Origin of the sequence: Alcanivorax sp. DP30 (assembly GCF_009882945.1) — a bacterium.
Taxonomy (GTDB): domain Bacteria; phylum Pseudomonadota; class Gammaproteobacteria; order Pseudomonadales; family Alcanivoracaceae; genus Alcanivorax.
The window spans coordinates 138,653-162,002 of the sequence record NZ_WTUY01000024.1 but is presented as its reverse complement, the minus strand read 5'-3'; the positions used below and the strand labels follow the sequence as shown (position 1 = coordinate 162,002).

Here is a 23,350-nt window from a genome sequence, read left to right as displayed (position 1 = left end):
CGTAGCTCGTAGCTCGTAGCTCGTAGCTCGTAGCTCGTAGCTCGTAGCTCGTAGCTCGTAGCTCGTAGCTCGTAGCTCGTAGCTCGTAGCTCAACTCAACTCAACCTAAGCTCACACCCGACCGCCTGAAAATACTCCTGCTCCTGCTCCAGATCTGCCAGGGTCAGCGGGTGTTCGTCCAACCATCCTTCCGGGAAAGCCAGCGCCAGAGCATTCCCCTCTGCCTTCAACTTCATGGCCGGAGTCGCTTCGTCACAGCGGGCATGATGCAGGCGTGCGGCGATGCGCAGCACCAGACACAAGCGCAGCAACGGCTCACGTTCATCCGCAGGTAATTCTTCCAGTGCGCTCACTGGAATCTTGCGCCGATGCCCGCGCACCAGCACCGCCACCGCCTGCTGTTCCTGCCGCGAGAAGCCGGGCAAGTCAGAATTGGTGATCAGGTAGGCGCCATGCTTGTGGAACTGACTGTGTGATACGGCCAATCCCAGCTCATGCAGGAGCGCTCCCCAGCGCAGGGTATCGGACATTTCCTCGTCTTCCAGCCCCCAGTCACTGGCCGCCTGGCCAAACAGCGACATGGCAGTTTCACAGACCCGCTCTGCCTGGCTACGCTCCACATGATGGCGGTTCATCAGTGACTGGATACTGCGATCGCGCACGTCCTCATGGCCAAATCGACCCAGCAGGTCGTAGAGGAGGCCTTCGCGAAGTGCACCGCTGGACACCTCCATCTGCTCGATACCCAGCTGCTCAAAGATGCCGTAAAGGATGGCCAGCCCGGAAGGGAAGATGAGCCGGCGATCTTCGCGCAGCCCTTTTAGGTCGAGCTTGTCCGCATTTCCCGCCTTGATGACACGCTTTCGCGCTTTCTTGAGGCCCTCAAGGGTAATACCGGTATCGGACCAGCCGTTCTCGACGCACACCTGACTGATAGCCTTAATGGTGCCGGACGCGCCGACGCTTTGCTGCCAGCCAATGCGCCGGTAGTTGGCGTGGATGGAGAGTACCTCCTGCCGGGCTGCGGTCACCGCCTTGTCAAAGGCCTTCTCGGTGATATTGCCCTGCGCGAAGAAGCGCTTGGCAAAACTGACGCAGCCCATGTGCAGGGACTCGGTTTCCGAGGACTCAAAGCGCTCGCCGATAATCAGCTCCGTTGACCCGCCACCGATATCCACCACCAGCCGCTGCCCGGCATCGTCCGCCAGGGTATGTGCCACCCCCAGGTAAATCAGGCGAGCCTCTTCGCGACCCGCCACGATCTCGATATCATGCCCGAGCACTTCTTCGGCCCGGTCAATGAACTGGCGAGCATTACGCGCCTGACGCAGGGTATTGGTGCCCACCACCCGCACGCTGCCGCGGGGAATGCCGGCAATACGCTGCGCAAAGCGCCCCAGACATTCCAGTGCCCTGCTCTGGGTTTCGTCGTCCAGACAGTTGTCCCTGTCGAGGCCGGCGCCCAGTTGCACCTTCTCGGACAAACCGTCCAGGAGCTGGATTTCGCCGTGCACCTGCCGTGCCACGACCATATGAAAGCTGTTCGACCCCAGATCTATGGCGGCCAGATGTTCGCCGTGCTCCATGCATACTCCTTTTGCGAATTGGCCGATAGTACCTTTAAATCATGGCGTTAGGATGTCAGCGGTAGCAAAAAATGTTGTTTTACTTTGCCGCTTACTGACCGCGATAGGCAAATCCTGTGACGATAATTCATTCCCTCGCTTGAAAATGAGTGCCCGCAACCTGATATTATTGCCCAGTGCGACGACCCCAGTGGTCAGCCAATCCCTTTATATCAGGAGAAATCGATGAGCGGCGAGATTATCAATGTGACCGACGCGGACTTTGAAGCCCAGGTCATCAATGCAGACGGCCCGGTGCTGGTGGACTACTGGGCACCCTGGTGTGGTCCCTGCAAAATGGTCGCGCCGATCCTGGAACAGCTGGCCGGAGAGTATGAAGGCCGCCTGACCATCGCCAAGATCAACATCGACGACAACCCGGAAACCCCGAAAAAGTACGGTGTACGCGGCATTCCGACCCTGAGCGTTTTCAAAAACGGTAACGTGGAAGCCACCAAGGTAGGCGCCCTGTCCAAGAGCCAGCTGAGCGCATTCCTGGACAGCACCCTCTGATCCACGGAAACACCCTGTAACGCCCCGGTCTGCCGGCCGGGGCATTACTGCCTCCACCCCTATAGACAGCCCCAGCCCATAGTGGTAGATTCCAGAACAGCTTTAAGGAACCTCCTTACAAGCACCCCCTTTTAGTTAGTCCTTCGGAACCTCTGGTTACCTTATATTCCTGTGGCCCCCTTTTTAGGCTTGCCGGGCCAGATTCCGAAAAACCGGATTATCAAAACAACTGTGGCACCGCTGGCGGTGCATCCTCTCAATTCATCCAAAGCAAAAACATACGCCAATGAATCTTTCTGAACTGAAGCAGAAGCCGATTGGAGAACTTCTGGACATTGCCAAGGAACTCGGTCTCGAGAACCTGGCAAGAACCCGCAAGCAGGACGTCATCTTTTCCATTCTCAAACGCGCCGCCAAAAATGGCTCCGACATTTACGGCGATGGCGTGCTGGAGATCCTGCAGGACGGCTTCGGATTTCTTCGTTCCGCCGAAGGTTCCTACCTGGCAGGCCCGGACGACATCTATGTGTCTCCAAGCCAGATCCGCCGTTTCAACCTGCGTACCGGCGATACCATTTCCGGCAAGATCCGCCCGCCCAAAGATGGCGAACGCTACTTCGCCATGCTCAAGGTCAACGAGATCAATTTTGACCGCCCGGAAAACGCCAAGAACAAGATCCTGTTTGAAAACCTGACGCCCCTGTTCCCCACCGAGCGTCTGGTCATGGAGATCGGCAACGGCTCCACCGAAGACATCACCACCCGGGTGATTGATCTGGTGGCCCCCATCGGCAAAGGGCAGCGCGGCCTGATCGTGGCCCCGCCAAAAGCCGGTAAGACCATGCTCCTGCAGAACATCGCCCAGTCCATCGCCCGCAACAATCCCGAAACCCACATGATCGTACTGCTCATCGACGAGCGTCCGGAAGAAGTGACCGAAATGTCACGGACCGTGCGCGGCGAAGTGGTAGCGTCCACCTTTGACGAGCCGCCGGCCCGTCACGTTCAGGTGGCCGAGATGGTGATTGAGAAGGCCAAGCGACTGGTGGAGCACAAGCAGGACGTGGTGATTCTGCTCGACTCCATCACCCGTCTCGCCCGTGCCTACAACACGGTACAGCCCAGCTCCGGCAAGGTGCTCACCGGTGGTGTTGACGCACACGCCCTGGAAAAGCCCAAGCGTTTCTTCGGTGCTGCGCGGAACATCGAGGAAGGCGGCAGCCTGACCATCCTCGCCACCGCCCTGGTCGATACTGGCTCCAAGATGGACGAGGTGATCTACGAGGAATTCAAGGGCACCGGCAACATGGAGCTGCATCTGGACCGCAAGGTGGCAGAGAAGCGCGTGTTCCCGGCCATGAATATCCGCAAATCCGGCACCCGCCGCGAAGAACGTCTGGTGAGCGAAGACGAGCTGCAGAAGATGTGGATCCTGCGCAAGGTGCTGCATCCCATGGACGAAATTGGTGCCATGGAATTCCTCATCGACCGCATGAAGCAAACCAAGACGAACCTGGAATTCTTCGATTCCATGAAGCGCAAGTAACTCGCGCCTCAGGCTCCAACAAGACCCTGCTTCGGCGGGGTTTTGCGTTTCTGCGCCTCACCATCACGGCAACAGTGGCCAACGCAGCCAGCCGGCCCATGCGTTACAATACTCCCATGAGCAACCTGAAACTGATTACCTTCGATCTGGACAATACCCTGTGGCCGGTGGACGAAGTCATTCGTCACGCGGAGAAAACCTGCAGTGACTGGATCGCCGAGCACCACCCGGATGCCTCTGCCGCCCTCAGCGCCGAGCGGGTGCGAGCGGTGCGCACCGCCCTGCTCAAGGAAAAACCCCAGTACCTGGATAACCTCACCGCCCTGCGTCAGGACGCCATGAACCGCGCCTTTATGGAGCATGGTTTCGGCGAGGCAGAAGCCCGCCGCATTGCCCTGGATGCCTTCAAGGTGTTCCACGCTGCCCGTAACCAGGTGCGTTTCTTCCCCGGCGCCCGTGCAGTGCTGGAGCAACTGGCCGACAGCTACATGCTTGGCGCGCTCACCAATGGCAATGCCGATTTGAAAATGATCGGTATCGATGATCTGTTTGCCTTTCACCACTCCGCCGAAACCATCGGCAAGCGCAAACCTGCACCAGACATGTTTGCCGCAGCCTTGCAGGATGCCCGTGTTGGCCCCGGCCAGGCCCTGCACATCGGCGACCACCCACTGGAGGATGTCCATGCTGCCCGCGAACACGGCATGCATGCGATCTGGGCAAATCTGGTGGATATGGACTGGCCGGTTGAACTGGCGCAGCCCAGTCACCATATTCACAACCTTCAGGAAATCCCCGACCTGATTCCCCTCTTTGACGAGTGAATTTCTTGATGAATAAACACGCCGCCCTGACTGCCATCCTGAATGATCTGCAGACCGAGCTGGAAAACCAGCAACTGTGGACAACGCAGCCACCGTCGCCGTCCGCCTTTCAAAGCCAGACCCCCTTCTTTGCCGACACCATGGATTTCAGTGAATGGTTGCAGTGGGTATTTGTGGCTCGCTTTCGTGCCATGATAGACGCCGGCGCCCCCCTGCCCGCCAGCTGCGACGTGGCGCCAATGGCCGAAGAAGCGCTCAAGGAAATGGCACAGGATGAGAGTGAGATCATCAGCCTGCTGAAAGCGTTCGACGAACATTTTTAAGCAGACAACGGCAAAGTCCGGGTTGGACTTTGGGAGCGCGCCGACTGGGAAGCCGGGTGTTATTCAGCGGTTCCCTAACGAATCACGCTGTCACGAAGCAGATCCCGCCAGGGTTTTTCCCCTTCACCCGCCGACAAAGTCCAAAGCCAGCCGCCCTTCTCATCCAGGGCCTCCAGTGCCGTGACCACCTGCCCTTCGCCCGGTTTACGCAGGCGCCACAGGCTGTGCATTAGTGACATATCCAGCGACACCAGGGCACCGTTATGCGCCAGATGACAATGATTGCCCTGCCAACGCGGCGAGGACCAGGGGGCGGTCATGCACAGCCGCACACCCTGATTGCCCACGCACAATGTCGTCGCCGAATCCCGGTTGGCCGCCTCACCCAAAACCGCAGGCAGGGTTTCCGGGCGAACCTGACAGGCAAAGCTGTCACGGACGGCATCGTAAAGCACTGCGCGCTGATCATGACAACGGGTCAACAGGTGGCCAAAATCGTCTTCGTCCTGACTGCCCGCCCAGTCTTTCTCCAACTCACTGAGCGGCCCCAGCACCCTGCCTCCGAATCGGGAAATGCCTTGCACCAGCCCCAGGCTCTGTTGGTCAGGATGCAGCATGGCACACACCAGCTCTTCAAATGCCAGCCCACCGCTTTCCGGGGCCACCGCCATTTGCTGCAGGGGCTGCCCGCGCCGATCCAGAAAAAGCAGACTGCGGGCTGGCAGTGAACCAGTGGGCTCCAGCACCGCCAGCACAGAATGCCACTGGTCTACCTGCAAATTCTGACGCAGGCGACAACGCTCCCCCACCGACTCCAGCCACCACTCCCCGTCACTGAATGCGGGGTAGTGCATGCTTTGGGACACTTTGGAGCCCGACGAAAAGGTGGTGACCACCAGAGAACCAAGACGGTATAACGCCTTGAGAATTGCCAGCGGTTCATCCTGCAACCGCAGTACCCGGTCACCCAGCGCCGCACCGCACTGCCGTAACAGGGGAGATGCCGCCGGTGCCGAGGGCCATGCCATTACCGACATGCTGCCTCCATTTCCACTGCACCGGTCATTGCGGTGCAGGCTTGTTAGGTGTGGAAAGCTGGCGGCGGCTGGCGATCCACGTCAGGGAGAAAGAGCGATGTTGTTTGCACCACATTGATTGCAAGGCATTAAACGAAAACGTGGCGCGCAGAACATCACTTGGTAAGAATTAACCGGTTATTGGAAGTACGCCGCAACAGATAGCGCTCTCCCGCGTGCTCGATCCACAACTTGCCCTGATGATTCAGTAACAAGGCACTTGCCACACTGCTTTCCGCATTGATGGACACCCTGCGCGGGGATGAAGTCACGATTTTCTTTGGTTGCGTCATGCCGACCTCCAAATCCTTATATGAGAATCATTATCATTATTGATTGGGGATCCGTCAACTCCCAGTTCCGGATTTTGATTCAGCGCATCGGCGTCGCTACAGACGTTCTTGTTGAGGGGCGCCCCATCGAAGCTCGAAAATGGTGCCACAGCCCCATCGAAGTTCGTCTCTGCTCGATCATTCGTTACGTCAACTCTCTTCCTTCGACTTGCTACAATTCTATTCGCCTCCCAAAATACGCAGCCGCAACATTGATCACTCACCAGCGTTCCTGGCCTTCCCGGCTCAAAAACAGGTTAATCTCCGCGCCTTCAGATCTTCCTCCAGCCCCACCGCCAATGAAAAATATTTTATTTCTCAACGCAGCTTGATCCTCATCCATCTGTTGCGGAGCACCTTGCATCTGAGGTTTTTACTTTCCCCTATCGAAATACGCCCTGTAATGGCGTTAGACTGAAATCATGAATACTGCGATGGCACACCCAATGACCGAGTCCCCCCAGGAACGGCTGGCCGCTATCCTCGACAGCCACCAGCCCAAATCCATTCTGGCGGTAAGCCTTAACCCCATCCCTGTGGTCAGCCAGTGGTGCAAGGATCACGATTGCGAGCTGATTGAAATTCAGTCCCCCACCCCTTTCGAAGCCCTGGAGGATATCCAGCGGGTGGACATGGCGATTGTGGCTGATCAGCTGGAATACATGACCCACCGCGACGGACAATCCCTGATGGGACTGCTGAGGAATCTGCATACCGATTCAGTGGTGGCGGTGTACCAGCCAACCCTGGCTCCGCAGACCCTTCGCTGGCCCAGCAACGGATTCCTGGCTCTGGGCTGCCGGGAACAGGGCCACTTCAGCCAGGAAGGGCGAAAGCTGGATATTTACAGCTACGATCTGGACAACTACAACTTCGAGCGCAGCTGGAACAATTCGAAGTTCTGGGCCAACCCGGAAAACTGGGGCAGATACTGGTGGTAGCCACTGCCCTTCAGGCGCCTCACAGCTGGAAAAACCCTTGGGGCTGACGTAAGGTTGCGTCACTTTTACCTCTGTCGGCGACACCATGATTGGTCAACGTTTTCGCGAAATCCTCTACTTCTGGTGGCGCCACCTTGGCCCCCTGTTTCTGGTCTGCGCCCCCTTTGCTCTGGCCACCGAAATGCTTCAGTGGGTCTTCGGTACCGCCATCGCCCTTCCCGAAACGCCTGAAGGCAGCATTGGGTTCAGTGCTGCCAGCCTGGTGCTGATCATGCTGCTGCGCCCACTGGCAGAAGGCGCCGTGATCGCCCAGCTGGCATCCAGTCGCGGCGGAAAACCTGGTGGATTGCTTGCCTGCATGGCACCGGCTTTGTTGATGTACCCCGCACTGCTGGCCACCTATGCAATCATCGCCATGGGCGTGGCGCTTGGCTGGCTGGCGTTCTTCTTCCCGGCCCTGTGGGTCTATGCCCGTCTCAGCTTCGCGCCATATCTGGTGGTGCTGCACCGACACAACCCGCTACGCGCCATTCGTCAATCGTTCACTATGACAGAAGCCCAACAGTGGCCCCTGCTATTGGTGATCGTGCTGGTCTTTCTGGCCTATCTCCTGAGCAGCAGCATGATTGCTAGCGTGATTAGTTCCGCCGTGCCCCATACCGCCGCGGCCAGCCTGCTCATCGCGCTGCCCATCAGCGTCATGGCAGCCGTCAACAACGTGGCCATCTTCCGTTTCTGGGAGCTGGCAGGCAGCCCGGCTGAGTCGTGAGATACGCTCGCCAAGTCCGGTCATGGCAAAGACGTGGATAAATGGCATACTGAAACCAAGAACACCACGAATATCGGGGGACACGCTGTGCCGCAACATACCATGCACCTGAGCTGGACTGCCCATGGCAACCAGGATCACTACCTATGGCATTTGCCGGACGGCAACGAAGTGCGGGTGGTCGATGGCCAACACGGCCAGCAGGAATTCATGGAACCGGAAGAGGCCTTCATCGCGGCCCTGGCGAGCTGCCATCTGCTGTCTTTTCTCACTGAAGCCGCTCGCGAAGGTCTCTCCGTGGCCAGCTACGATGACGATCCGGCAGCGGTTCTGGGTCAGAATGCGCAGGCGAAAATTTTCGTCAAACAGATCATCTTGCAGCCTCTGGTTACCTTCAATGGCGAGCAACCCGACACCGCCCGCGTCCACGCCCTGCACCAACGCGCCCACGAGAAGTGCTTCATTGCCCAGTCAGTGAAAAGCGAAGTCATTATCGAACCGCGTGGGTAAACCAGCTGCCAGCCACAGGCGGCAACGCAAATTTGACTTGTAGCCAAACGAACAGCGCTTTCCCCACGCCTGCTTCAGCTGCAGGAACGTAGCGTAGCGGAGTAACGCACGCAGTGCGGCCCCGAAGGGGTGAGCGCAGCGAATAATCCCTTCCAGGGGCGAAGCTCGCGCAGTGAGGCGACCGAAGGGCGATCACTCTTTAAAGAACTATCGTGCCCGGAGATGCCTGATCGCCCTGCGGTCGATTCCGTACTCCGCACGGTTCGTCCCTCAAGAGGAACTCCTACAGCAGCTCCGCAGAAAAGCAGAGGATTTCGGGAACTTTTCGGGGCACCCAATCCAAGCGCTAGCTTGTAGCTTGTAGCTTGTAGCTTGTAGCTTGTAGCTTGTAGCTTGTAGCTTGTAGCTATGCTCTCTCATACACCACAAACGAGTAGTCGTAGGGGTTCGGGCCTTCCGCGGCGAAGTCTTCACGTCCGATTTCTTGCCATTGCGAGACGTCATAGTCGGGAAAGAAGGTATCGCCTTCTACGTCCGCATGGACTTCGGTGAGATACAGACGCTCCGCTTTGGGCAGTGCCAGCCGGTAGATTTCCGCCCCACCCATGATCACGGTTTCTTCCTGGCCTTCAATGAACGCCACGTTCTCCGCCATTTCCACCGCCTCATCCAGGGTGGCGACGACCTTGGCGCCTTCGGCCACATAATCCGCCTGGCGAGTGATCACGATATTGGTCCGCCCCGGCAGCGGGCCCTTGAGAGATTCCCAGGTCTTGCGCCCCATGATCACCGGCTTGCCGAAGGTGACCTGCTTGAAATACTTGAGGTCGTTGGGCAGGTACCAGGGTAATTTGTTGTCCCGGCCGATGACGTTATTGCTGGCCTTGGCGACCATCATGGAAAGTCGAATGGACATAGTGAAATCCGTCTGACGTCTGACGTCTGATGTCGGACGTGGAGATTTTAGTCGTCTGACGTCAGACCTCCGACGTCAGACCCGCCTTAGATCGCCACCGGCGCCTTGATGTGCGCGTGGGGCTCATAATCACTCAGGGTGAAATCGTCAAAGGTGAAGGCAAACAGATCCTTCACGTCCGGATTGAGAGTCATGGTGGGCAGTTTGCCCGGCGTACGGGCCAGCTGGGTGTCCGCCTGCTCCAGGTGATTGGAGTACAGATGCGCATCGCCGAGGGTGTGCACAAAATCCCCCGGCTCCAGGCTGCATACCTGCGCCATCATCAGCGTCAGCAATGCATAAGAGGCGATATTGAACGGCACGCCCAGGAAAATATCCCCGCTGCGCTGGTATAACTGGCAGCTGAGCCTGCCGTCGGCCACATAGAACTGGAACAGACAGTGACACGGCGGCAGTGCCTGCTTGCCCGCGGCCGCATTGGCATCCGGGGAAATGGCAGGGTCCGGCAGCACCGCGGGGTTCCAGGCACTGACCACCAGCCGGCGGGAATCAGGGTTGCGCTTGATCTCGTCCAGGATCTGGGTGATCTGGTCGATGACCTGGCCATCCGGAGTTTTCCAGCTACGCCATTGCTCACCGTAGACCGGCCCCAGTTCACCATCCTCGGTGGCCCACTCGTCCCAGATGGAAACGCCATTTTCCTTCAGGTAACGGATATTGGTCTCGCCGGAAAGGAACCACAGTAACTCATGAATGATAGAGCGCAGATGCAGCTTCTTGGTGGTGAGCATGGGGAAGCCCTCGCTCAGGTCATAGCGCATCTGGTAGCCGAATACCGCATAGGTGCCTGTGCCCGTCCGGTCTTCCTTGAAGGTGCCGTTCTCCCGCACATGGCGAAGCAGATCCAGGTATTGCTTCATGCCGTCACTCCTCGCTCATCATTGCGGTACGCCCATACCATCATGGCGATACCAAGAATAATCATGGGAATGCTCAGCAACATACCCATGGTCAACCAGCCGCCCGCCAGATAGCCGATATGGGCATCCGGCTCGCGAAAGAATTCCACAAAGGTTCGTGCCGCCCCGTAGCCGACACCAAACAAACCGGTCACCGCCCCGGCAGGTCGCGGCTTGGCCGAGTAGACCCACAGCACAATGAACAGCACCACACCTTCAAGCAGACATTCATAAAGCTGGGAGGGATGCCGCGGCAGCCGATCCGGGTCCGTCGGAAACACCATCGCCCAAGGCACATCGCTGGTGCGCCCCCACAGTTCAGCATTGATGAAGTTACCGAAGCGTCCGGTGGCCAGCCCGATTGGCACCATGGGAACCATGAAGTCGGACACCGCGAAGTAGCGTTTATTCGTTTTTCGGGCAAACAGGGCAAAGGCCACCAGTACGCCGATGGCGCCGCCATGGAAACTCATGCCCCCATCCCAGACCTTGAAAAGCCAGAGCGGGTCACCCAGAAACTTGCTGAAGTTATAGAAGAATACATAGCCCAGGCGGCCACCGAGGATCACCCCCATGGCGCCAAAAAACACCAGGTCGCCGACCTCATCCCGGGTCCACCCGGAACCGGGCTTTTTCGCCCGCACCGTGCCCAGCCACCAGGCGGCGGCAAAGCCGATCATGTACATCAGCCCGTACCAGTGGACCTTGAGAGGACCAATGGCAATGGCGACCGGATCAATCACGGGAAATTCCATAATCTCTTATCCAAAAAACAGTTTCAGCCCAAGCACGAAAAGCACCGCAGCAAAGACCCGTCTCAGGGTCGCAGAAGGCAAACGGTGGCTGACCCTGGCAGCCAGGCGGGCAAACGGAAAACTGGTGAGCACTATACCGGCTGTGGCCGGTAAAAACACATACCCTGCGGCGCCGCCCGGCAGATGCGGCTCATCCCATCCCGCCACCGCGAAACCCACGGTACCCGCGATGGCGATGGGCAGACCGCAGGCCGAAGATACCGCCACGGCCTGCTGCATCTTCAACCGGCACCAGCTCAGAAACGGCACGGTGAGAGAACCGCCTCCAATGCCAAAAATCGCGGAACCGGTACCGATCAGCACACCGGCCAGGCCGAGTCCCAGCGCACCGGGCAAACGTTCCGGCAGGGAGGCATCTGCCTCTCTGGGCCCCATCACCAGCATCTGCACGGCAATCACCATGGCAAACAGGCCGAACAGACGGGCCAATAGCTCCCCTTTCATGGCGTCGGCAATAAAGGCCCCGGCGAAGGCGCCAAGTACAATCCCTGCACCGAGCCGAAACGCCACCGGCCAGCGGACAAAGCCCGCCTTGTGATGGGTACGGACAGCACTGATGGAGGTAATGATGATGGTACTCAGGGAAGTCGCCACGGCCATCTTGGCCACCAGCTCCGGCGGAAAGCCCAAGCCGTGGAACAGGAAAATCAGCGCAGGAACAATCACCACACCGCCGCCCAGACCCAGCGCCCCAGCCAGCAATCCGGCGCCTACCCCCACGGCCAGACAGATCAGAAACAATTCCAGCACAGCCTCTCCCAACACAGATCGCCGCAAGGCAGGTATGCTAGCACGGTGAAACGCCGGACGCCGGACGCCCGGTGCCTGACGCTGTAAACATGACAATCGGGACCATGTGAATGTGTATTGTTTTGCTGGACTGGCGGCCTGAGTCCGACACACCGCTGCGGGTAGCGGCGAATCGGGATGAGTTCCATGCTCGTCCTGCCGAACCCGCGCGCTGGCGCGGCGATATCTTCTGCGGTCTGGATCTCACCGCCGGCGGCACCTGGCTGGGTATTCACCGAAATGGCCGCTTTGCGGTGGTGACCAACTACCGGGAGCCGATTACCGATCGTCAGCCCGGCGAGCGCTCCCGCGGCCTGTTACCCAGCGCCTTTCTGGAATCCACCGCCAGCCCGGAACAATTCGCCCATGAACTGGCCAACGAGCAGCAGCATTACGGCGCCTTCAACCTGTTGGTCGGCACACCGGAAAGTCTCTGGTATCTGGGCAACCGGGGCGCCAGCCCCCAACCTGTCCAGCCGGGCATTCACGGCCTCAGCAATGGCTTGATGGATGATCCCTGGCCCAAGGTGCAACGGGCAAAACGACATCTTGAAGAAACCCTCAAGCGGGGCGGCTCGCTGGAGCAGCTGCTGGACGTGGTCAACGATCGCCACCAGCCGACAGATGAAGAACTTCCCGACACCGGCGTCGGGCTGGATCTCGAACGACTGGTGGCACCGGTGTTTATCCACTCCCCCACCTATGGCACCCGCGCCAGCAGCGCAGTGGTGCTGGACAAACATGGCGAGCCGCAGATGCTGGAGCAGTGCTGGCAACCGGATGGCAGCAGCGGGCAGCGCTCCAGCTCACACCAGGCCTAGCGAGCGCGCATCAGTGCCGCATAGAAGCTGACCATCACTGGATACTGTGCCAGCTCCAGCCGCTCGTTGGCGCCGTGAAAACGGGCCAGGTCTTCACGCTCCAGCGCCACCGGCATGAAACGGTAAACGTTGTCAGATAGCGCCTGATAATGACGGGCGTCGCTGCCGGCAATCAGCAGGAAGGGGGCAACAACCGGCTTCGCTGGCAAGGTTCCGGCCAACGCCGACAGGCGCCGGTATGCCGCCGACTCAGTGGAAGAAATGGCCGAGGGCTCGGCAAAAAAACCGTCCCGGATACTGGCACTGACCGACGCAGGCAGGGTGGCCTTCAGCCAGCGCAACAGTGACTCCTGCGTGTCTCCCGGTGCCAGCCGGAAATTGATCACCGCCTCAGCGGAAGACGGCAGCACATTATCTTTTACTCCCGCTGACAGCATGGTGGGGGCCATGGTGGTACGAATCAGCGCATTGGTGTCCGGCTTGCTGGCCAGCTCGCCAATCACCAGGGGTTCAAACAGCCAAAGGTTGGCAAACACCAGACGTTTCGCCCACGGTTGCCACGGCGCGACCTGCTCCAGCATCAAACGGGTGGGCGGGCTCAGAGTGGCCGCTCTTGGCGAATCCTGCAGCAAGCTGATCCCCCGGGCCAGTTCGCCGATGGCGGTCTGCTCCGGCGGACGCGAAGAATGCCCCGCCCCACCTTCGGCTCGGAGCGTGACACTGATATACCCTTTTTCGGCGATGCCAATCAGCGCCACGGGGCTTTCCATTCCCAGCGTTTCTCCGGGCAGCACCATACCGCCCTCATCCAGCACCATGTCAAAGTGCAGGCCCTGGGACAGCAACCAGGCTGCCATCCTTGCGGCCCCCTGGGTGCCGCCGGTTTCTTCATCATGGCCAAATGCCAGCCAGACATCACAATCGGGAGACAGCCCCTGCGCCAGCAGCGATTCCACCGCTTCCAGGATCGCCATCAGGCTTCCCTTGTCATCCATGGTGCCGCGCCCCCACAAATACCCAGCCTCTATTTCACCGGCGAACGGGGCATGCTGCCAGGATTGGGGGGATGACACTGGCACCACATCCTGGTGAGCCAACAACAGGGTCGGGGCACAGTTCTTGCCACTGTCCCAGTGGTAAAGGAGGCTATGGCCAAAAGTTTGTCGGCGCAGAGTAGCGTGGCTCAGGGGAAACGCCTGCTGAAGAAAAGCATGAAACCGTTCAAACGCTGCAGGCTCACCCGTCAGGGTAGGATGCTGAATCGCAGTGGACAGCCGCGCACTCATGGCGGCCACCTGTTGCTGAGTGAATGTCACCGCTAACGGCGTCGTACTGACCGACTGTGCCGAGGGCAACATCAGGGTGCGCCCAACCAAGACCATCAGCAGTATCAACAACAGCAGCAAAGCGAATGCCAGTGCTCGGGTTAGCACCCTCATGATTATGCCAACACCTTGCGGTTACGCAGCAGATCGCCCAGTCCGGCCTTGTCGAGCTGCAGATCCACATAAGCAGAGATCACTTCACCATTATCCATGGCCAGTACTTCACTGAGCAGCTTGCGGATAAAGCACATTTTCACCTGGCGAATGGCGGCTTTCACCTTGAGCAGGTTGGAGGCATTCATGGACAAGGCGTCCACGCCCATGGCCATCAGTAACAACGCCGCCGCCGGTTCACCTGCCATCTCGCCACACACCGACACCTTCTTGCCTTCTTCCCGGGCCTGCTCCACCACATGCACAATCGCGTGCAGAACCGCCGGGTGGTAGGAGTTGTAGAGCGAAGCCACCTGACGGTTATTGCGATCCACCGCCAGCAGATATTGGGTCAGGTCATTGGTTCCGATGGAAAGGAAATCCACCCGCTGGGCCAGCGCCCGGGCCTGATACACGGACGCGGGCACCTCAATCATCACGCCCACTTCCGGCATGGGAATATCAAAGCCTTCTTCGCGCACCTCCAGCCAGGCCCGATGAATAAAGTGCTGCGCATCTTCCGCTTCGATCACGCTGGTGATCATGGGCAGCATGATCCGCAAATTATTCAAGCCTTCGCTGGCCTTGAGCATGGCGCGTAGTTGCACCATGAAGATTTCCGGGTGATCCAGGGTTACCCGGATACCCCGCCAGCCAAGGAAGGGATTCTCCTCCTCAATGGGGAAGTAACTCAGCGACTTGTCGCCCCCCACATCCAAGGTCCGCATGGTGACCATGTGAGGCGCAAAGGCCGCCAGTTGCTCCCGGTAAATCACCCGCTGCTCTTCCTCGGAGGGAAAGCGGTCGCGAACCATGAAGGGAATTTCGGTGCGATACAGTCCCACCCCTTCGGCGCCACGCTCAAGCGAACGACTGATATCCGTCATTAGCCCGGTGTTCACCTGTAGCTGGATGCGATTGCCATCCTCGGTTTGCGCGGGCAGATCCCGCAGCTTTTCCAGGCCGGCCTGCAGGGAGGCTTCTTCGCGAATGATTTCTTCAAACTGTTTCTTCAGCTCCGGGGAGGCATTGGCCACCACCCGGCCACGGAAACCATCGACGATGATTTCCTTGTCGTCCATCTGCTTGAGCGGAAGATTCTGGGCACCCACCACCGTGGGAATGCCCATGGCGCGGGCCACGATCGCCATGTGCGAGTTCCTCGACCCCCGGGTGGTGACAATGCCGCGGATGCGCTCGCGGGGCACCTCCATCAGCATGGGCGCGGAAATATCCTCGCCCAGCAAGATGCATTCTTCCGGAAACACAATATGACGGCGGCTCTGGCTCTGCAGTTGGGCCAGCACCCGGCGCCCGAGATCGCGCACATCGGCGGCCCGTTCACGCAGATAGGGGTCGTCCATCATCTCGAAATTACGCACGTGCGTGTCGACCACGTCACGTAGCGCCCCCTGCGCCCACTGCCCTTCGCGAATCAAGGCAATCACTTCGGCAGGCAGGGCATGGCGATCCAGCATCCGCAGGTACACATCGAACAATGCCTGCTCTTCCGTGCCCAGGGATTTCGACGCCCGCTCGGCCAGGTCCCTCACTTCATGACGGGTGCGTACCAGCGCATCATCCAGCCGACCAATTTCGTCGCTGATGTCCTCCACATGACGATCCGGCACGGAGGCCAGATCAGCTTCCGGGAACAGCAGCACACCATAGCCAATGGCTGCACCGGGGCAGCCCGGCAAACCGTCATAGAAGCTGGGCAACAAGCCGTCACCGGTATCCAGCTGGTCAAACAACACGCCGGAGGCGTGGGCATGGGCAATCACCGCAGACAGCTGGGCAGAGATGGTGACCAGAAAGGCTTCTTCACTCTGATCGAAACGGCGCACATCGCGCTGCTGAACAACCATCACACCCAACACCTTGCCGTGGTGCATGACCGGCACACCGAGAAAGGCGTGGAAAGGATCTTCCCCGGTTTCTGCCAGGTAATGGAACTTGGGATGGGAGAAGGCGTCTTCCAGGTTAACTGGCTCCTCGCGCAGACCAACCTGACCAATCAGGCCTTCCGCCAAGCCCAGACTGACATGACCCACCGCTTCCTGCTTGAGACCTTCGGAGGCCATCAGTACATAGCACTGATCCTCTTCATTGCGCAGATAGATGGAGCACACTTCGGTACCCATGGCATCGCGCACCCGTTTCGCCATCAAGTCCAGGGCGCTGCGAATATCTGCAGCGTTATTCACTTCCTGAACAATGCGGCGCAGGGTCTCAAGCATCGCCGGCGCCTCCGGAACGGACGCTGGCAGCAGGCTTGCCAGACAACGTGCCCACTTCCTTCTTCAGGGCCGGCGCCAGCTCGCGCAGCGCCCGGGCATAAACGCCCCGCTTGAAGTGAACCACCTTGCGGATCGGGTACCAGTAATGCACCCAGCGCCAGGCCTTGAATTCCGGACTGTCGCTGGCGAACAGATCGATGGCATCCTCACTGGCCACCAGGCGCAGCAGAAACCATTTCTGGCGTTGGCCAATGCAATGGGGGCGATTGCGCGGACGACGCAGAAAGCGCCGTGGCAAACGATAGGTCAGCCACCCTTCCGTGGACGCGATGATCTCCACGTGCTCGGCACGCAGTCCCACTTCCTCTTCCAGTTCACGGAACAGGGTTTCTTCCGGGGTTTCACCGGGCATCATGCCGCCCTGGGGAAATTGCCAGGCATCACGATTACCCACCCGGCGCCCCCAGAACACCCGGCCATCCTCGCCGGCAATTATGATCCCGACATTCAGCCGGAATCCCTTTTCATCAATAATGCCTGTCATGATATCTCTGGAGTTGGGGCTGCGTTCCCGGCGCGGTTGCGTCCATGCAGCCCAATGCCCGAAAAACCCTAAACTTCACAGGGCTAAGGAACGAATTCCCCTGCCTTGTCTTTCAAGCGACGTTGCCCCCATTAAACCTTGTCCTGCAACCTTCAATCAATTCAGATGCTGCAACTTCCATACCTTTTTCTGCGAACTCCCGGACATAAACGCCCCCAGCGAGGCATATCAGCTCATTCTGCCAAGCCTTCGGCAATCTCAAGGGCAATCTCCCATCTCCCTATGACTTGTCATCCGCATCCCCTAAAATGGCCGGCTCAGCAGAGGAGAGGCCATGACACTCGCAATTTTTGACCTGGACAACACCCTGATCGGCTGCGACTCCGACCACCTGTGGGGTGACTGGCTGGTAGAAAAGGGCATCGTTGATGCCGCACATTACAAGGCAACCAACGACCAGTTTTATGTGGATTACCAGAATGGCCGGCTGGACATCATGGCGTACCTGCGTTTTTCACTGAAAGTGCTGGCCGACAATGACATGCCGCAGTTGCACTTCTGGCGCGAGCAATTCCTGGCCGAGAAGCTGGATGCCATGTGGCTGCCCAAGGCAGAAGCACTACTTCAGCAGCACCGCGACCAGGGCCATACCCTGATGATCATCACCGCCACCAATGATTTTGTTACCGCTCCCCTTGCCGACCGGCTGGGCGTGGATCATTTGATTGCCACCGTGGCCGAGTGCAAAAAGGAACGCTACACCGGCGAAGTCGACGGCGTACCCAGCTACCGCGAAGGCAAGGTGACCCGCCTGCATGACTGGCTGCAGGCCAACGACGAAACCCTGGAAGGTAGCTGGTTCTATAGTGATTCCCACAATGACCTGCCACTGCTCGAGCAGGTGGACAACCCCGTGGCGGTGGACCCGGACGCCACTCTTGAGCGGGAAGCCAGAGAGCGGGGCTGGACGGTGATGAGCCTGCGTTGATTGCCATGGACTCGAGGAAGCCAATGAAAGCGACCCTGCACACTCTCGTTGCTGCGCTGCTGATTCTGCTGCTGGGCGCCTGTGATTCCACAGACGCCCCGGTACCGGATACGGCACCGGAAACCCTGACGCAAAACGGAATCGCTGCGGCCCAGTGGCAACAACAAAGCCGGCAGCAATTTGAACAGGCAGCAGCCAACTGGCAGCAGGCCCTGGTAAGCCTTGAGCAAGCGCCAACCGATACATCACTGGCCACACTGCGAGACGCTCTGTCCAGCTGGTACCAGACCTTCACTGCACAATCCCTGCTGCTGAACGCCCGCGCCTGCCAGCTGGACCAGCAGGCGCTGCTGTCGAGAATAGACACCTGGCCGCTTTACCCCGGTTACATTGACGCCATGCCGCAATGGCCAGAATCCGGCCTGATCAGTGACCCGTACCTGGAATTGAATCGCAAGACCCTGCGTATCCAGCACGGCGCCACCGACCCGGCGGAAGCCAGCCTGGGTTTTGCAGCCATGTTTGTGGTGCTCAACGGCACAGGGGATACCCCCAAGGCGCTGGATCATTTCCAGGGTGACGAAAGCAACGCGCCACGCCGGCGCAGCTATCTGAAGCTGGCGGGCGAACAGATACTGGCCGACTACCAGGCACTACTAAGCAGTGACATACCCCTGACCGGTAACGATCTGGACTGTGCCGTGAGGCAGCTCCAGCAACGCCACCAGCTGCTGGCCGACAGTGCGGACAACGACGACGAGCTGGTTATCCCCCCAACGGTACGCAACACCGTCAACGACAAACTACAGACCTCGCTGCAGGGTTTACCGGACGACGTGGCGAACCACTGGGAAGAATTGCAGCCAGGCATCATCGACGCCATTGCGGCAAGTACAAAAGAAGGCTGGCTGCCGATTACGGCGTGGCGGGAAAGCCAGTCCGAATAGGCTTATGGCCGCGGATTTGTGAATAACCCGCGCCACAGAACTGCCGGGCAGAACGTTTTATGGCGGGGGACTGACGCAAGAAACCGGGAGCAGCCTGCGCTCAACTTCCAACGCAGCCCGGCTTCCCTCTTGAATTCGAGGCTAAAACAAAAAAGCCCGCCGGGATTCCCCGGCGGGCTTTTTTGTCGGGTAAAGATTGCTTAGAAGTTATAACGACCGAACACACCGAAGGTGTCACGGTCACCGGCCACGACCAAGCGAGCCCCCAGATCAACGGCCGGAGTGACTTTGAACAAACCCTCACCGTAAACACCCAAATCATCGTCATACAGATCCAGGTAGGTCAAACCACCAGACAGTTCAATCTTGTCAGTGGTCGCGTGACGTACGCCGCCACGAATCTCGAAGCCCACGTCATCGTCATCACCGACACGGTAGTCACGGTCATCGTAGATGATGTCTGCACTAGTGACGAAATCCAGTCCTTGCTGCAACGGCGTATGGAAGCCAACACCACCGGAAAGCTGCTTCCCGTCGATGTCGTAGTCTCCATCATAGAAACGCAAGGCGCCTCGAACAAACAAATGCTCATCGAGACTAAAGCTGCCTTCAGCACTCAATGCATCTGCATCCCAATCACCATCAACATCCCAGCGGTCATAAGCCAACTGACCGTAGTTATAGGAAAAACCGTTGTCACGAACAGCAGAGGTACGCTGCTCCGCCATGGCAGGCGCGGAAATGGCCAGGGCAACACCCGACACAAGCAATGTTTTCTTCAACATAAAGGATCGTCCTCATCAACAATTGAAACGGCTCCAGAAATCGCGACCACTATATTGCTTTTATGGAAGGACCGTCTGCGATACCGGCGCCAAAATTGAGAGTTTTATTCATTTTTTTCAATCAGGGCAACAAGCTTACAACAGGGCCTTGACCTTGGGGTTACCCACACGTTCAACAATCTGTGATAGACCTCAAGGTATCTATCTGCGTAAACAGGAGACGTGGATGACACAACACACTCTGTCAATCTCAGGGGCCACCTGCCAAAGCTGCGCCCGAAAAATCACCGACGCATTAAACGCGCTATCCGGGGTCAACGGCGTGCAGGTGGACCTGGATAACCAGCTCGTTTTGGTGTCTGCTGAACCGGACACCCCTATCGATCAGCTCAGGGATACCATCGTGGAAGCCGGCTATGGGCCGAAAGATCCCCACAGTGAAATGCTTGCCCAGGCCGCATCCTCTGCCGCCGCCCACCCGGTCACTGACATCACCCTGAACATCACCGGCGCCACCTGCGCAGGCTGCGTGCGCACCATTGAGGAAGCCCTGCGCAACACCCCCGGCACCGAACAGGCCGAGATGAACTTTGCCGATCGCACCGCCCGTGTCCGTACCAGTTCCGCCGCTTCGGATCTGATCCAGGCGGTGCAAGACGCCGGCTACGGCGCCAGCGAAGCCAGACCGGAGGATGATGGCAGCGAGCGGGAAGCCCGCGAACAGGCCCATTACAAACAACTGCTCACACATATGTGGCTGGGGCTGGGACTCGGTGTGCCACTCATGGCCTGGGGACTGCTGGGGGGCGACATGATGGTTCGCCCTGGTGAGACCAGCCAATGGGTCTGGCTGGGCATTGGCCTGGCCACCCTCGCCGTTCTGGCCACCGCTGGCCGTCATTTCTTCATCGGTGCCTGGAAGGCCTTCAACAATCACAACGCCAACATGGACACCTTGATCGCGCTCGGCACCGGTGCCGCCTGGCTGTATTCCATGGTCGTTGTGCTGATGCCCTCGGTGTTGCCGGAAGCGGCGCGGCATGTGTACTTCGAAGCCAGCGCCATGATCATTGGTCTGATCAATCTTGGTCAGGCACTGGAAGTCCGTGCCCGCGGCAAGACCAGTGCCGCCGTGAAACGGCTGCTGGATCTGGGCGCCAGGACCGCGCGGGTAATCCGTGACGACAAGGAAATGGATGTGCCGGTGGAACAGGTCCGGACTGGCGAACGCCTGCGCGTGAGACCCGGTGAAAAAATTGCGGTGGATGGCGAGGTGCAAGAAGGCCAGAGCCGCATCGACGAATCCATGCTTACCGGTGAGCCCATGCCGGTGGAGAAAAGCGTCGGCGACAGAGTCAGTGCCGGCACGCTCAATGAAGGCGGCACCCTGATCTATACCGCCACGGCCGTGGGCCGCGATACCGCCCTGGCGCAAATCGTCGCCATGGTAAAGAAGGCCCAGGGCAGCAAGCCCCCCATTGGCCGGCTGGCGGATCAGGTCTCCGCCGTATTCGTGCCTACCATCATGATCATTGCGGTCGCCGCCGCCCTGGCCTGGTTCAATTTCGGCCCGGAACCACGCCTGACCCATATGCTGATCAGCGCCACCACCGTCTTGATCATCGCCTGCCCCTGTGCGCTGGGCCTCGCCACCCCCATGTCGGTCATGGTGGGCGTGGGCAAGGCCGCAGAGCACGGCATCCTGATTCGCCAGGGTGATGCGCTGCAGACCAGCAGCAAGCTGGACACCATCGTGCTGGACAAGACCGGCACCATCACCGAAGGCAAGCCCGCGGTCACCGCCATTCTGTGTGCTGAAGGCGAGGAAGAGAACGGACTTCTGCAGCTTGCAGCCAGCCTCGAGAGCGGATCGGAACACCCCCTCGCCATGGCAATATTGCGCGAAGCAGAACAGCGCGCACTGCCGCTCAGCGATGCCAGCCAGTTCCAGGCACTCAATGGCAAGGGCGTCACCGCATTCATCAATGGCCAGCGCTACCGGCTGGGTAACCGTCGCTGGCTGGAAAGTGAAGGAGTGACTGTTTCCCTGAGCAGTGACTCACTCACGCAAAAAGGGGCCACCCCCCTGTTCCTTGCCGACGAGAACAAACTGCTTGGCATCATCGGCGTGGCCGACCGCATCAAGCATGATTCCCGTGAGGCCATTGCCCGGCTGCGTGACGCCGGCCTGACCGTCATCATGATCACCGGCGATATCCAGGCCAGCGCCAATGCCATTGCCGCAGAGGCCGGGGTGGACCAGGTCATGGCGGAAGTCCTGCCCGAAGACAAGGCCGAAAAAGTGAACGCGCTACAACAGGAAGGCCGCACCGTGGCCATGGTCGGTGACGGTATCAATGATGCCCCCGCCCTGGCCCAGGCCGATGTGGGTTTTGCCATCGGCACCGGCACCGACGTGGCCATTGAATCCGCCTCCATCACCCTCATGGGCGGCTCGCTGCATGGGGTAGCGGATGCCATGGCCATATCCAGCGCCACGGTGCGTAACATCAAGCAGAACCTGTTTGGCGCCTTTATCTATAACAGCCTGGGGGTGCCGGTCGCGGCAGGCGTACTGTATCCCCTTACCGGCAGTCTTCTCAGCCCGGTGATTGCCGGCGCCGCCATGTCGCTGAGCTCTGTCACGGTCGTCACCAATGCCAACCGGCTGCGTCTTTTCAAACCGGCAAGGAGAAAGGCATGAGCATTCTGATCAACCTTTCCGGCATTATCCTCGCCGGTCTGATCGTGTGGTGGTTCTGGCTATCCAAACCTGACAAACGTAAACGCCCTGACGTGACAGGTGAAACCACCGTGATCGTCGAAAACGGCGTCTATCAGCCAGGCGTGATCCACGCCCGAGCCGGACAGCCGCTCACTCTGCACTTTGACCGGCGCGACCCCTCCCCCTGTGCCGAACAAGTGATCTTTCATGGCCTGGAAGCAAGCGAATTTCTCGACAACGGCAAGGTCACAACGGTGACCTTGTCCAATCCGCCCAGGGGCGAATACCGCTTTACCTGCCAGATGCAGATGTATCAGGGCAGATTGATAGTAGACTGAACGCAATACGCAATACGCAATACGCAAACAATGATGAGGATTTGCCGTGAAAAAACTACTGGTCGTTTTATCTGCCCTGCTGATTGCTGCCTGCGGGGAAGACAAACCCGCCCAGCCGGAAACCACCGCTGCCGACAAACCCGCTGCCCAGGTCGCCGCCACCGACAAGGTGCTGGAAGTCTACAAGTCTCCCACCTGTGGCTGTTGCGGTGCCTGGGTGGATCACATGAAAGAGAACGGCTACACCGTGGAAGTCCACGAAACGGATAACCTGCAACCGATCAAGGAAAAGGCCGGCATCCTTCCCGGCGCTGGCTCCTGCCACACCGCGTTCATCGATGGCTATGTGATTGAAGGCCACGTTCCCGCCAGTGACGTGGACCGCCTGCTGGCCGAACGCCCGCAAGGCAAGGGCCTGACTGTCCCGGGTATGCCGGTGGGCTCCCCCGGCATGGAAATGGGCGATCGCATGGATGCCTATGACGTGCTGCTGTTCGACGAAAACGGCACTGCCGTATTCAGTCATCACGCAGGGAACTGAACCCG

At 59.0% G+C, this 23,350-nt stretch carries 24 protein-coding genes; 13 read left to right on the top strand and 11 right to left on the bottom strand.

Annotation, left to right across the window (positions count from 1 at the left end):
- Nucleotides 1-95: 95 nt before the first annotated feature.
- A complete protein-coding gene (gene ppx / locus GQF00_RS16595) occupies nt 96-1,586 on the bottom strand; it encodes an exopolyphosphatase (protein WP_161320513.1) in 1,491 nt (496 codons plus the stop codon).
- Between the two features lie 225 nt (nt 1,587-1,811).
- On the opposite strand from ppx, the gene trxA reads away from it, so the two are divergent.
- From trxA to GQF00_RS16575, 4 genes are all read left to right on the top strand, one after another.
- Nucleotides 1,812-2,138, top strand: a complete 327-nt coding sequence (trxA, locus tag GQF00_RS16590) for a thioredoxin TrxA (RefSeq protein ID WP_035232078.1) — start codon at nt 1,812-1,814, stop codon at nt 2,136-2,138.
- A gap of 286 nt (nt 2,139-2,424) precedes the next feature.
- Nucleotides 2,425-3,684 (top strand): transcription termination factor Rho, encoded by a 1,260-nt coding sequence (gene rho, locus GQF00_RS16585; RefSeq protein WP_161320511.1) that lies wholly within the window; start codon nt 2,425-2,427, stop codon nt 3,682-3,684.
- A 98-nt stretch (nt 3,685-3,782) separates the two neighbouring features.
- Nucleotides 3,783-4,508, top strand: coding sequence for an HAD family hydrolase (locus tag GQF00_RS16580; RefSeq protein ID WP_237440586.1), 726 nt, complete (start codon nt 3,783-3,785; stop codon nt 4,506-4,508).
- Between the two features lie 8 nt (nt 4,509-4,516).
- Nucleotides 4,517-4,831 carry a YqcC family protein gene (locus GQF00_RS16575; RefSeq protein WP_161320509.1) on the top strand — a complete coding sequence of 105 codons (315 nt, stop codon included), beginning with the start codon at nt 4,517-4,519 and terminating at the stop codon, nt 4,829-4,831.
- A 74-nt stretch (nt 4,832-4,905) separates the two neighbouring features.
- On the opposite strand, the gene GQF00_RS16570 is transcribed toward GQF00_RS16575, so the two are convergent.
- Nucleotides 4,906-5,868 (bottom strand): hypothetical protein, encoded by a 963-nt coding sequence (locus GQF00_RS16570; RefSeq protein ID WP_161320507.1) that lies wholly within the window; start codon nt 5,866-5,868, stop codon nt 4,906-4,908.
- Nucleotides 5,869-6,023: 155 nt separating this feature from the next.
- Nucleotides 6,024-6,200, bottom strand: a complete 177-nt coding sequence (locus tag GQF00_RS16565) for a hemin uptake protein HemP (protein ID WP_161320505.1) — start codon at nt 6,198-6,200, stop codon at nt 6,024-6,026.
- A gap of 461 nt (nt 6,201-6,661) precedes the next feature.
- Here GQF00_RS16565 and GQF00_RS16560 point away from each other — a divergent pair, with 461 nt between their 5' ends.
- The 3 genes from GQF00_RS16560 to GQF00_RS16550 all read left to right on the top strand — a co-directional run bounded on the left by GQF00_RS16560 (nt 6,662) and on the right by GQF00_RS16550 (nt 8,459).
- On the top strand, nt 6,662-7,180 hold the full coding sequence (locus tag GQF00_RS16560) for a DUF6231 family protein (RefSeq protein WP_161320503.1): 519 nt from the start codon (nt 6,662-6,664) through the stop codon (nt 7,178-7,180).
- A gap of 85 nt (nt 7,181-7,265) precedes the next feature.
- Nucleotides 7,266-7,949: a hypothetical protein gene (locus GQF00_RS16555; RefSeq protein ID WP_161320501.1), complete on the top strand. Its 684-nt coding sequence runs from the start codon at nt 7,266-7,268 to the stop codon at nt 7,947-7,949.
- 87 nt (nt 7,950-8,036) lie between these two features.
- Nucleotides 8,037-8,459 (top strand): OsmC family protein, encoded by a 423-nt coding sequence (locus tag GQF00_RS16550; RefSeq protein WP_370519524.1) that lies wholly within the window; start codon nt 8,037-8,039, stop codon nt 8,457-8,459.
- Between the two features lie 406 nt (nt 8,460-8,865).
- On the opposite strand, the gene GQF00_RS16545 is transcribed toward GQF00_RS16550, so the two are convergent.
- The 4 genes from GQF00_RS16545 to GQF00_RS16530 all read right to left on the bottom strand — a co-directional run bounded on the left by GQF00_RS16545 (nt 8,866) and on the right by GQF00_RS16530 (nt 11,899).
- Nucleotides 8,866-9,375, bottom strand: coding sequence for a dihydrofolate reductase (locus tag GQF00_RS16545; protein WP_161320499.1), 510 nt, complete (start codon nt 9,373-9,375; stop codon nt 8,866-8,868).
- An 86-nt stretch (nt 9,376-9,461) separates the two neighbouring features.
- Nucleotides 9,462-10,295, bottom strand: a complete 834-nt coding sequence (locus GQF00_RS16540; RefSeq protein WP_161320497.1) for a thymidylate synthase — start codon at nt 10,293-10,295, stop codon at nt 9,462-9,464.
- Nucleotides 10,292-11,089, bottom strand: a complete 798-nt coding sequence (gene lgt / locus GQF00_RS16535; RefSeq protein WP_161320495.1) for a prolipoprotein diacylglyceryl transferase — start codon at nt 11,087-11,089, stop codon at nt 10,292-10,294. The genes GQF00_RS16540 and lgt overlap by 4 nt, the downstream gene beginning before the upstream one ends.
- A gap of 6 nt (nt 11,090-11,095) precedes the next feature.
- Nucleotides 11,096-11,899: a sulfite exporter TauE/SafE family protein gene (locus GQF00_RS16530; protein WP_370519523.1), complete on the bottom strand. Its 804-nt coding sequence runs from the start codon at nt 11,897-11,899 to the stop codon at nt 11,096-11,098.
- Between the two features lie 110 nt (nt 11,900-12,009).
- On the opposite strand from GQF00_RS16530, the gene GQF00_RS16525 reads away from it, so the two are divergent.
- The gene (locus tag GQF00_RS16525) at nt 12,010-12,759 is read left to right on the top strand and encodes an NRDE family protein (protein WP_161320493.1); all 750 of its coding nucleotides are present in this window, start codon (nt 12,010-12,012) and stop codon (nt 12,757-12,759) included.
- Here GQF00_RS16525 and GQF00_RS16520 read toward each other — a convergent pair.
- From GQF00_RS16520 to GQF00_RS16510, 3 genes are read right to left on the bottom strand one after another with little or no spacing between them, the layout of a single operon-like run.
- The gene (locus tag GQF00_RS16520) at nt 12,756-14,198 is read right to left on the bottom strand and encodes a M20/M25/M40 family metallo-hydrolase (RefSeq protein ID WP_161320491.1); all 1,443 of its coding nucleotides are present in this window, start codon (nt 14,196-14,198) and stop codon (nt 12,756-12,758) included. The genes GQF00_RS16525 and GQF00_RS16520 overlap by 4 nt on opposite strands.
- 2 nt (nt 14,199-14,200) lie before the next feature.
- Entirely contained in the window at nt 14,201-16,477 is a 2,277-nt protein-coding gene (ptsP, locus tag GQF00_RS16515) for a phosphoenolpyruvate--protein phosphotransferase (RefSeq protein WP_161320489.1), read from the bottom strand.
- Nucleotides 16,470-17,012 (bottom strand): RNA pyrophosphohydrolase, encoded by a 543-nt coding sequence (locus tag GQF00_RS16510; RefSeq protein WP_370519525.1) that lies wholly within the window; start codon nt 17,010-17,012, stop codon nt 16,470-16,472. Before GQF00_RS16510 ends, ptsP begins: the two co-directional genes overlap by 8 nt.
- 343 nt (nt 17,013-17,355) lie before the next feature.
- On the opposite strand from GQF00_RS16510, the gene GQF00_RS16505 reads away from it, so the two are divergent.
- Both GQF00_RS16505 and GQF00_RS16500 read left to right on the top strand, forming a co-directional pair.
- Nucleotides 17,356-18,009 (top strand): HAD family phosphatase, encoded by a 654-nt coding sequence (locus GQF00_RS16505; RefSeq protein WP_161320485.1) that lies wholly within the window; start codon nt 17,356-17,358, stop codon nt 18,007-18,009.
- A gap of 23 nt (nt 18,010-18,032) precedes the next feature.
- Complete coding sequence (locus GQF00_RS16500) at nt 18,033-18,956, top strand: hypothetical protein (RefSeq protein ID WP_161320483.1); 924 nt, start codon at nt 18,033-18,035, stop codon at nt 18,954-18,956.
- A gap of 200 nt (nt 18,957-19,156) precedes the next feature.
- Here the strand turns inward: GQF00_RS16500 and GQF00_RS16495 are convergent, their stop codons facing one another.
- Nucleotides 19,157-19,741, bottom strand: a complete 585-nt coding sequence (locus GQF00_RS16495) for an outer membrane beta-barrel protein (protein ID WP_161320481.1) — start codon at nt 19,739-19,741, stop codon at nt 19,157-19,159.
- Between the two features lie 226 nt (nt 19,742-19,967).
- On the opposite strand from GQF00_RS16495, the gene GQF00_RS16490 reads away from it, so the two are divergent.
- The 3 genes from GQF00_RS16490 to GQF00_RS16480 are packed head-to-tail and all read left to right on the top strand — an operon-like array spanning nt 19,968 to nt 23,345.
- On the top strand, nt 19,968-22,445 hold the full coding sequence (locus GQF00_RS16490) for a heavy metal translocating P-type ATPase (protein WP_161320479.1): 2,478 nt from the start codon (nt 19,968-19,970) through the stop codon (nt 22,443-22,445).
- A complete protein-coding gene (locus GQF00_RS16485; RefSeq protein ID WP_161320478.1) occupies nt 22,442-22,804 on the top strand; it encodes a cupredoxin domain-containing protein in 363 nt (120 codons plus the stop codon). The genes GQF00_RS16490 and GQF00_RS16485 overlap by 4 nt, the downstream gene beginning before the upstream one ends.
- 46 nt (nt 22,805-22,850) lie before the next feature.
- Nucleotides 22,851-23,345 carry a DUF411 domain-containing protein gene (locus GQF00_RS16480; RefSeq protein ID WP_370519522.1) on the top strand — a complete coding sequence of 165 codons (495 nt, stop codon included), beginning with the start codon at nt 22,851-22,853 and terminating at the stop codon, nt 23,343-23,345.
- The last annotated feature ends 5 nt before the right edge of the window (nt 23,346-23,350 follow it).

What these genes read in the sequence shown, in the direction of transcription:
- ppx (WP_161320513.1), bottom strand. Translation starts at nt 1,586, where the DNA reads ATGGAGCACGGCGAACATCTGGCCGCCATAGATCTGGGGTCGAACAGC.
- trxA (WP_035232078.1), top strand. Translation starts at nt 1,812, where the DNA reads ATGAGCGGCGAGATTATCAATGTGACCGACGCGGACTTTGAAGCCCAG.
- rho (WP_161320511.1), top strand. Translation starts at nt 2,425, where the DNA reads ATGAATCTTTCTGAACTGAAGCAGAAGCCGATTGGAGAACTTCTGGAC.
- GQF00_RS16580 (WP_237440586.1), top strand. Translation starts at nt 3,783, where the DNA reads ATGCGTTACAATACTCCCATGAGCAACCTGAAACTGATTACCTTCGAT.
- GQF00_RS16575 (WP_161320509.1), top strand. Translation starts at nt 4,517, where the DNA reads ATGAATAAACACGCCGCCCTGACTGCCATCCTGAATGATCTGCAGACC.
- GQF00_RS16570 (WP_161320507.1), bottom strand. Translation starts at nt 5,868, where the DNA reads ATGTCGGTAATGGCATGGCCCTCGGCACCGGCGGCATCTCCCCTGTTA.
- GQF00_RS16565 (WP_161320505.1), bottom strand. Translation starts at nt 6,200, where the DNA reads ATGACGCAACCAAAGAAAATCGTGACTTCATCCCCGCGCAGGGTGTCC.
- GQF00_RS16560 (WP_161320503.1), top strand. Translation starts at nt 6,662, where the DNA reads ATGAATACTGCGATGGCACACCCAATGACCGAGTCCCCCCAGGAACGG.
- GQF00_RS16555 (WP_161320501.1), top strand. Translation starts at nt 7,266, where the DNA reads ATGATTGGTCAACGTTTTCGCGAAATCCTCTACTTCTGGTGGCGCCAC.
- GQF00_RS16545 (WP_161320499.1), bottom strand. Translation starts at nt 9,375, where the DNA reads ATGTCCATTCGACTTTCCATGATGGTCGCCAAGGCCAGCAATAACGTC.
- GQF00_RS16540 (WP_161320497.1), bottom strand. Translation starts at nt 10,295, where the DNA reads ATGAAGCAATACCTGGATCTGCTTCGCCATGTGCGGGAGAACGGCACC.
- lgt (WP_161320495.1), bottom strand. Translation starts at nt 11,089, where the DNA reads ATGGAATTTCCCGTGATTGATCCGGTCGCCATTGCCATTGGTCCTCTC.
- GQF00_RS16525 (WP_161320493.1), top strand. Translation starts at nt 12,010, where the DNA reads ATGTGTATTGTTTTGCTGGACTGGCGGCCTGAGTCCGACACACCGCTG.
- GQF00_RS16520 (WP_161320491.1), bottom strand. Translation starts at nt 14,198, where the DNA reads ATGAGGGTGCTAACCCGAGCACTGGCATTCGCTTTGCTGCTGTTGTTG.
- ptsP (WP_161320489.1), bottom strand. Translation starts at nt 16,477, where the DNA reads ATGCTTGAGACCCTGCGCCGCATTGTTCAGGAAGTGAATAACGCTGCA.
- GQF00_RS16505 (WP_161320485.1), top strand. Translation starts at nt 17,356, where the DNA reads ATGACACTCGCAATTTTTGACCTGGACAACACCCTGATCGGCTGCGAC.
- GQF00_RS16500 (WP_161320483.1), top strand. Translation starts at nt 18,033, where the DNA reads ATGAAAGCGACCCTGCACACTCTCGTTGCTGCGCTGCTGATTCTGCTG.
- GQF00_RS16495 (WP_161320481.1), bottom strand. Translation starts at nt 19,741, where the DNA reads ATGTTGAAGAAAACATTGCTTGTGTCGGGTGTTGCCCTGGCCATTTCC.
- GQF00_RS16490 (WP_161320479.1), top strand. Translation starts at nt 19,968, where the DNA reads ATGACACAACACACTCTGTCAATCTCAGGGGCCACCTGCCAAAGCTGC.
- GQF00_RS16485 (WP_161320478.1), top strand. Translation starts at nt 22,442, where the DNA reads ATGAGCATTCTGATCAACCTTTCCGGCATTATCCTCGCCGGTCTGATC.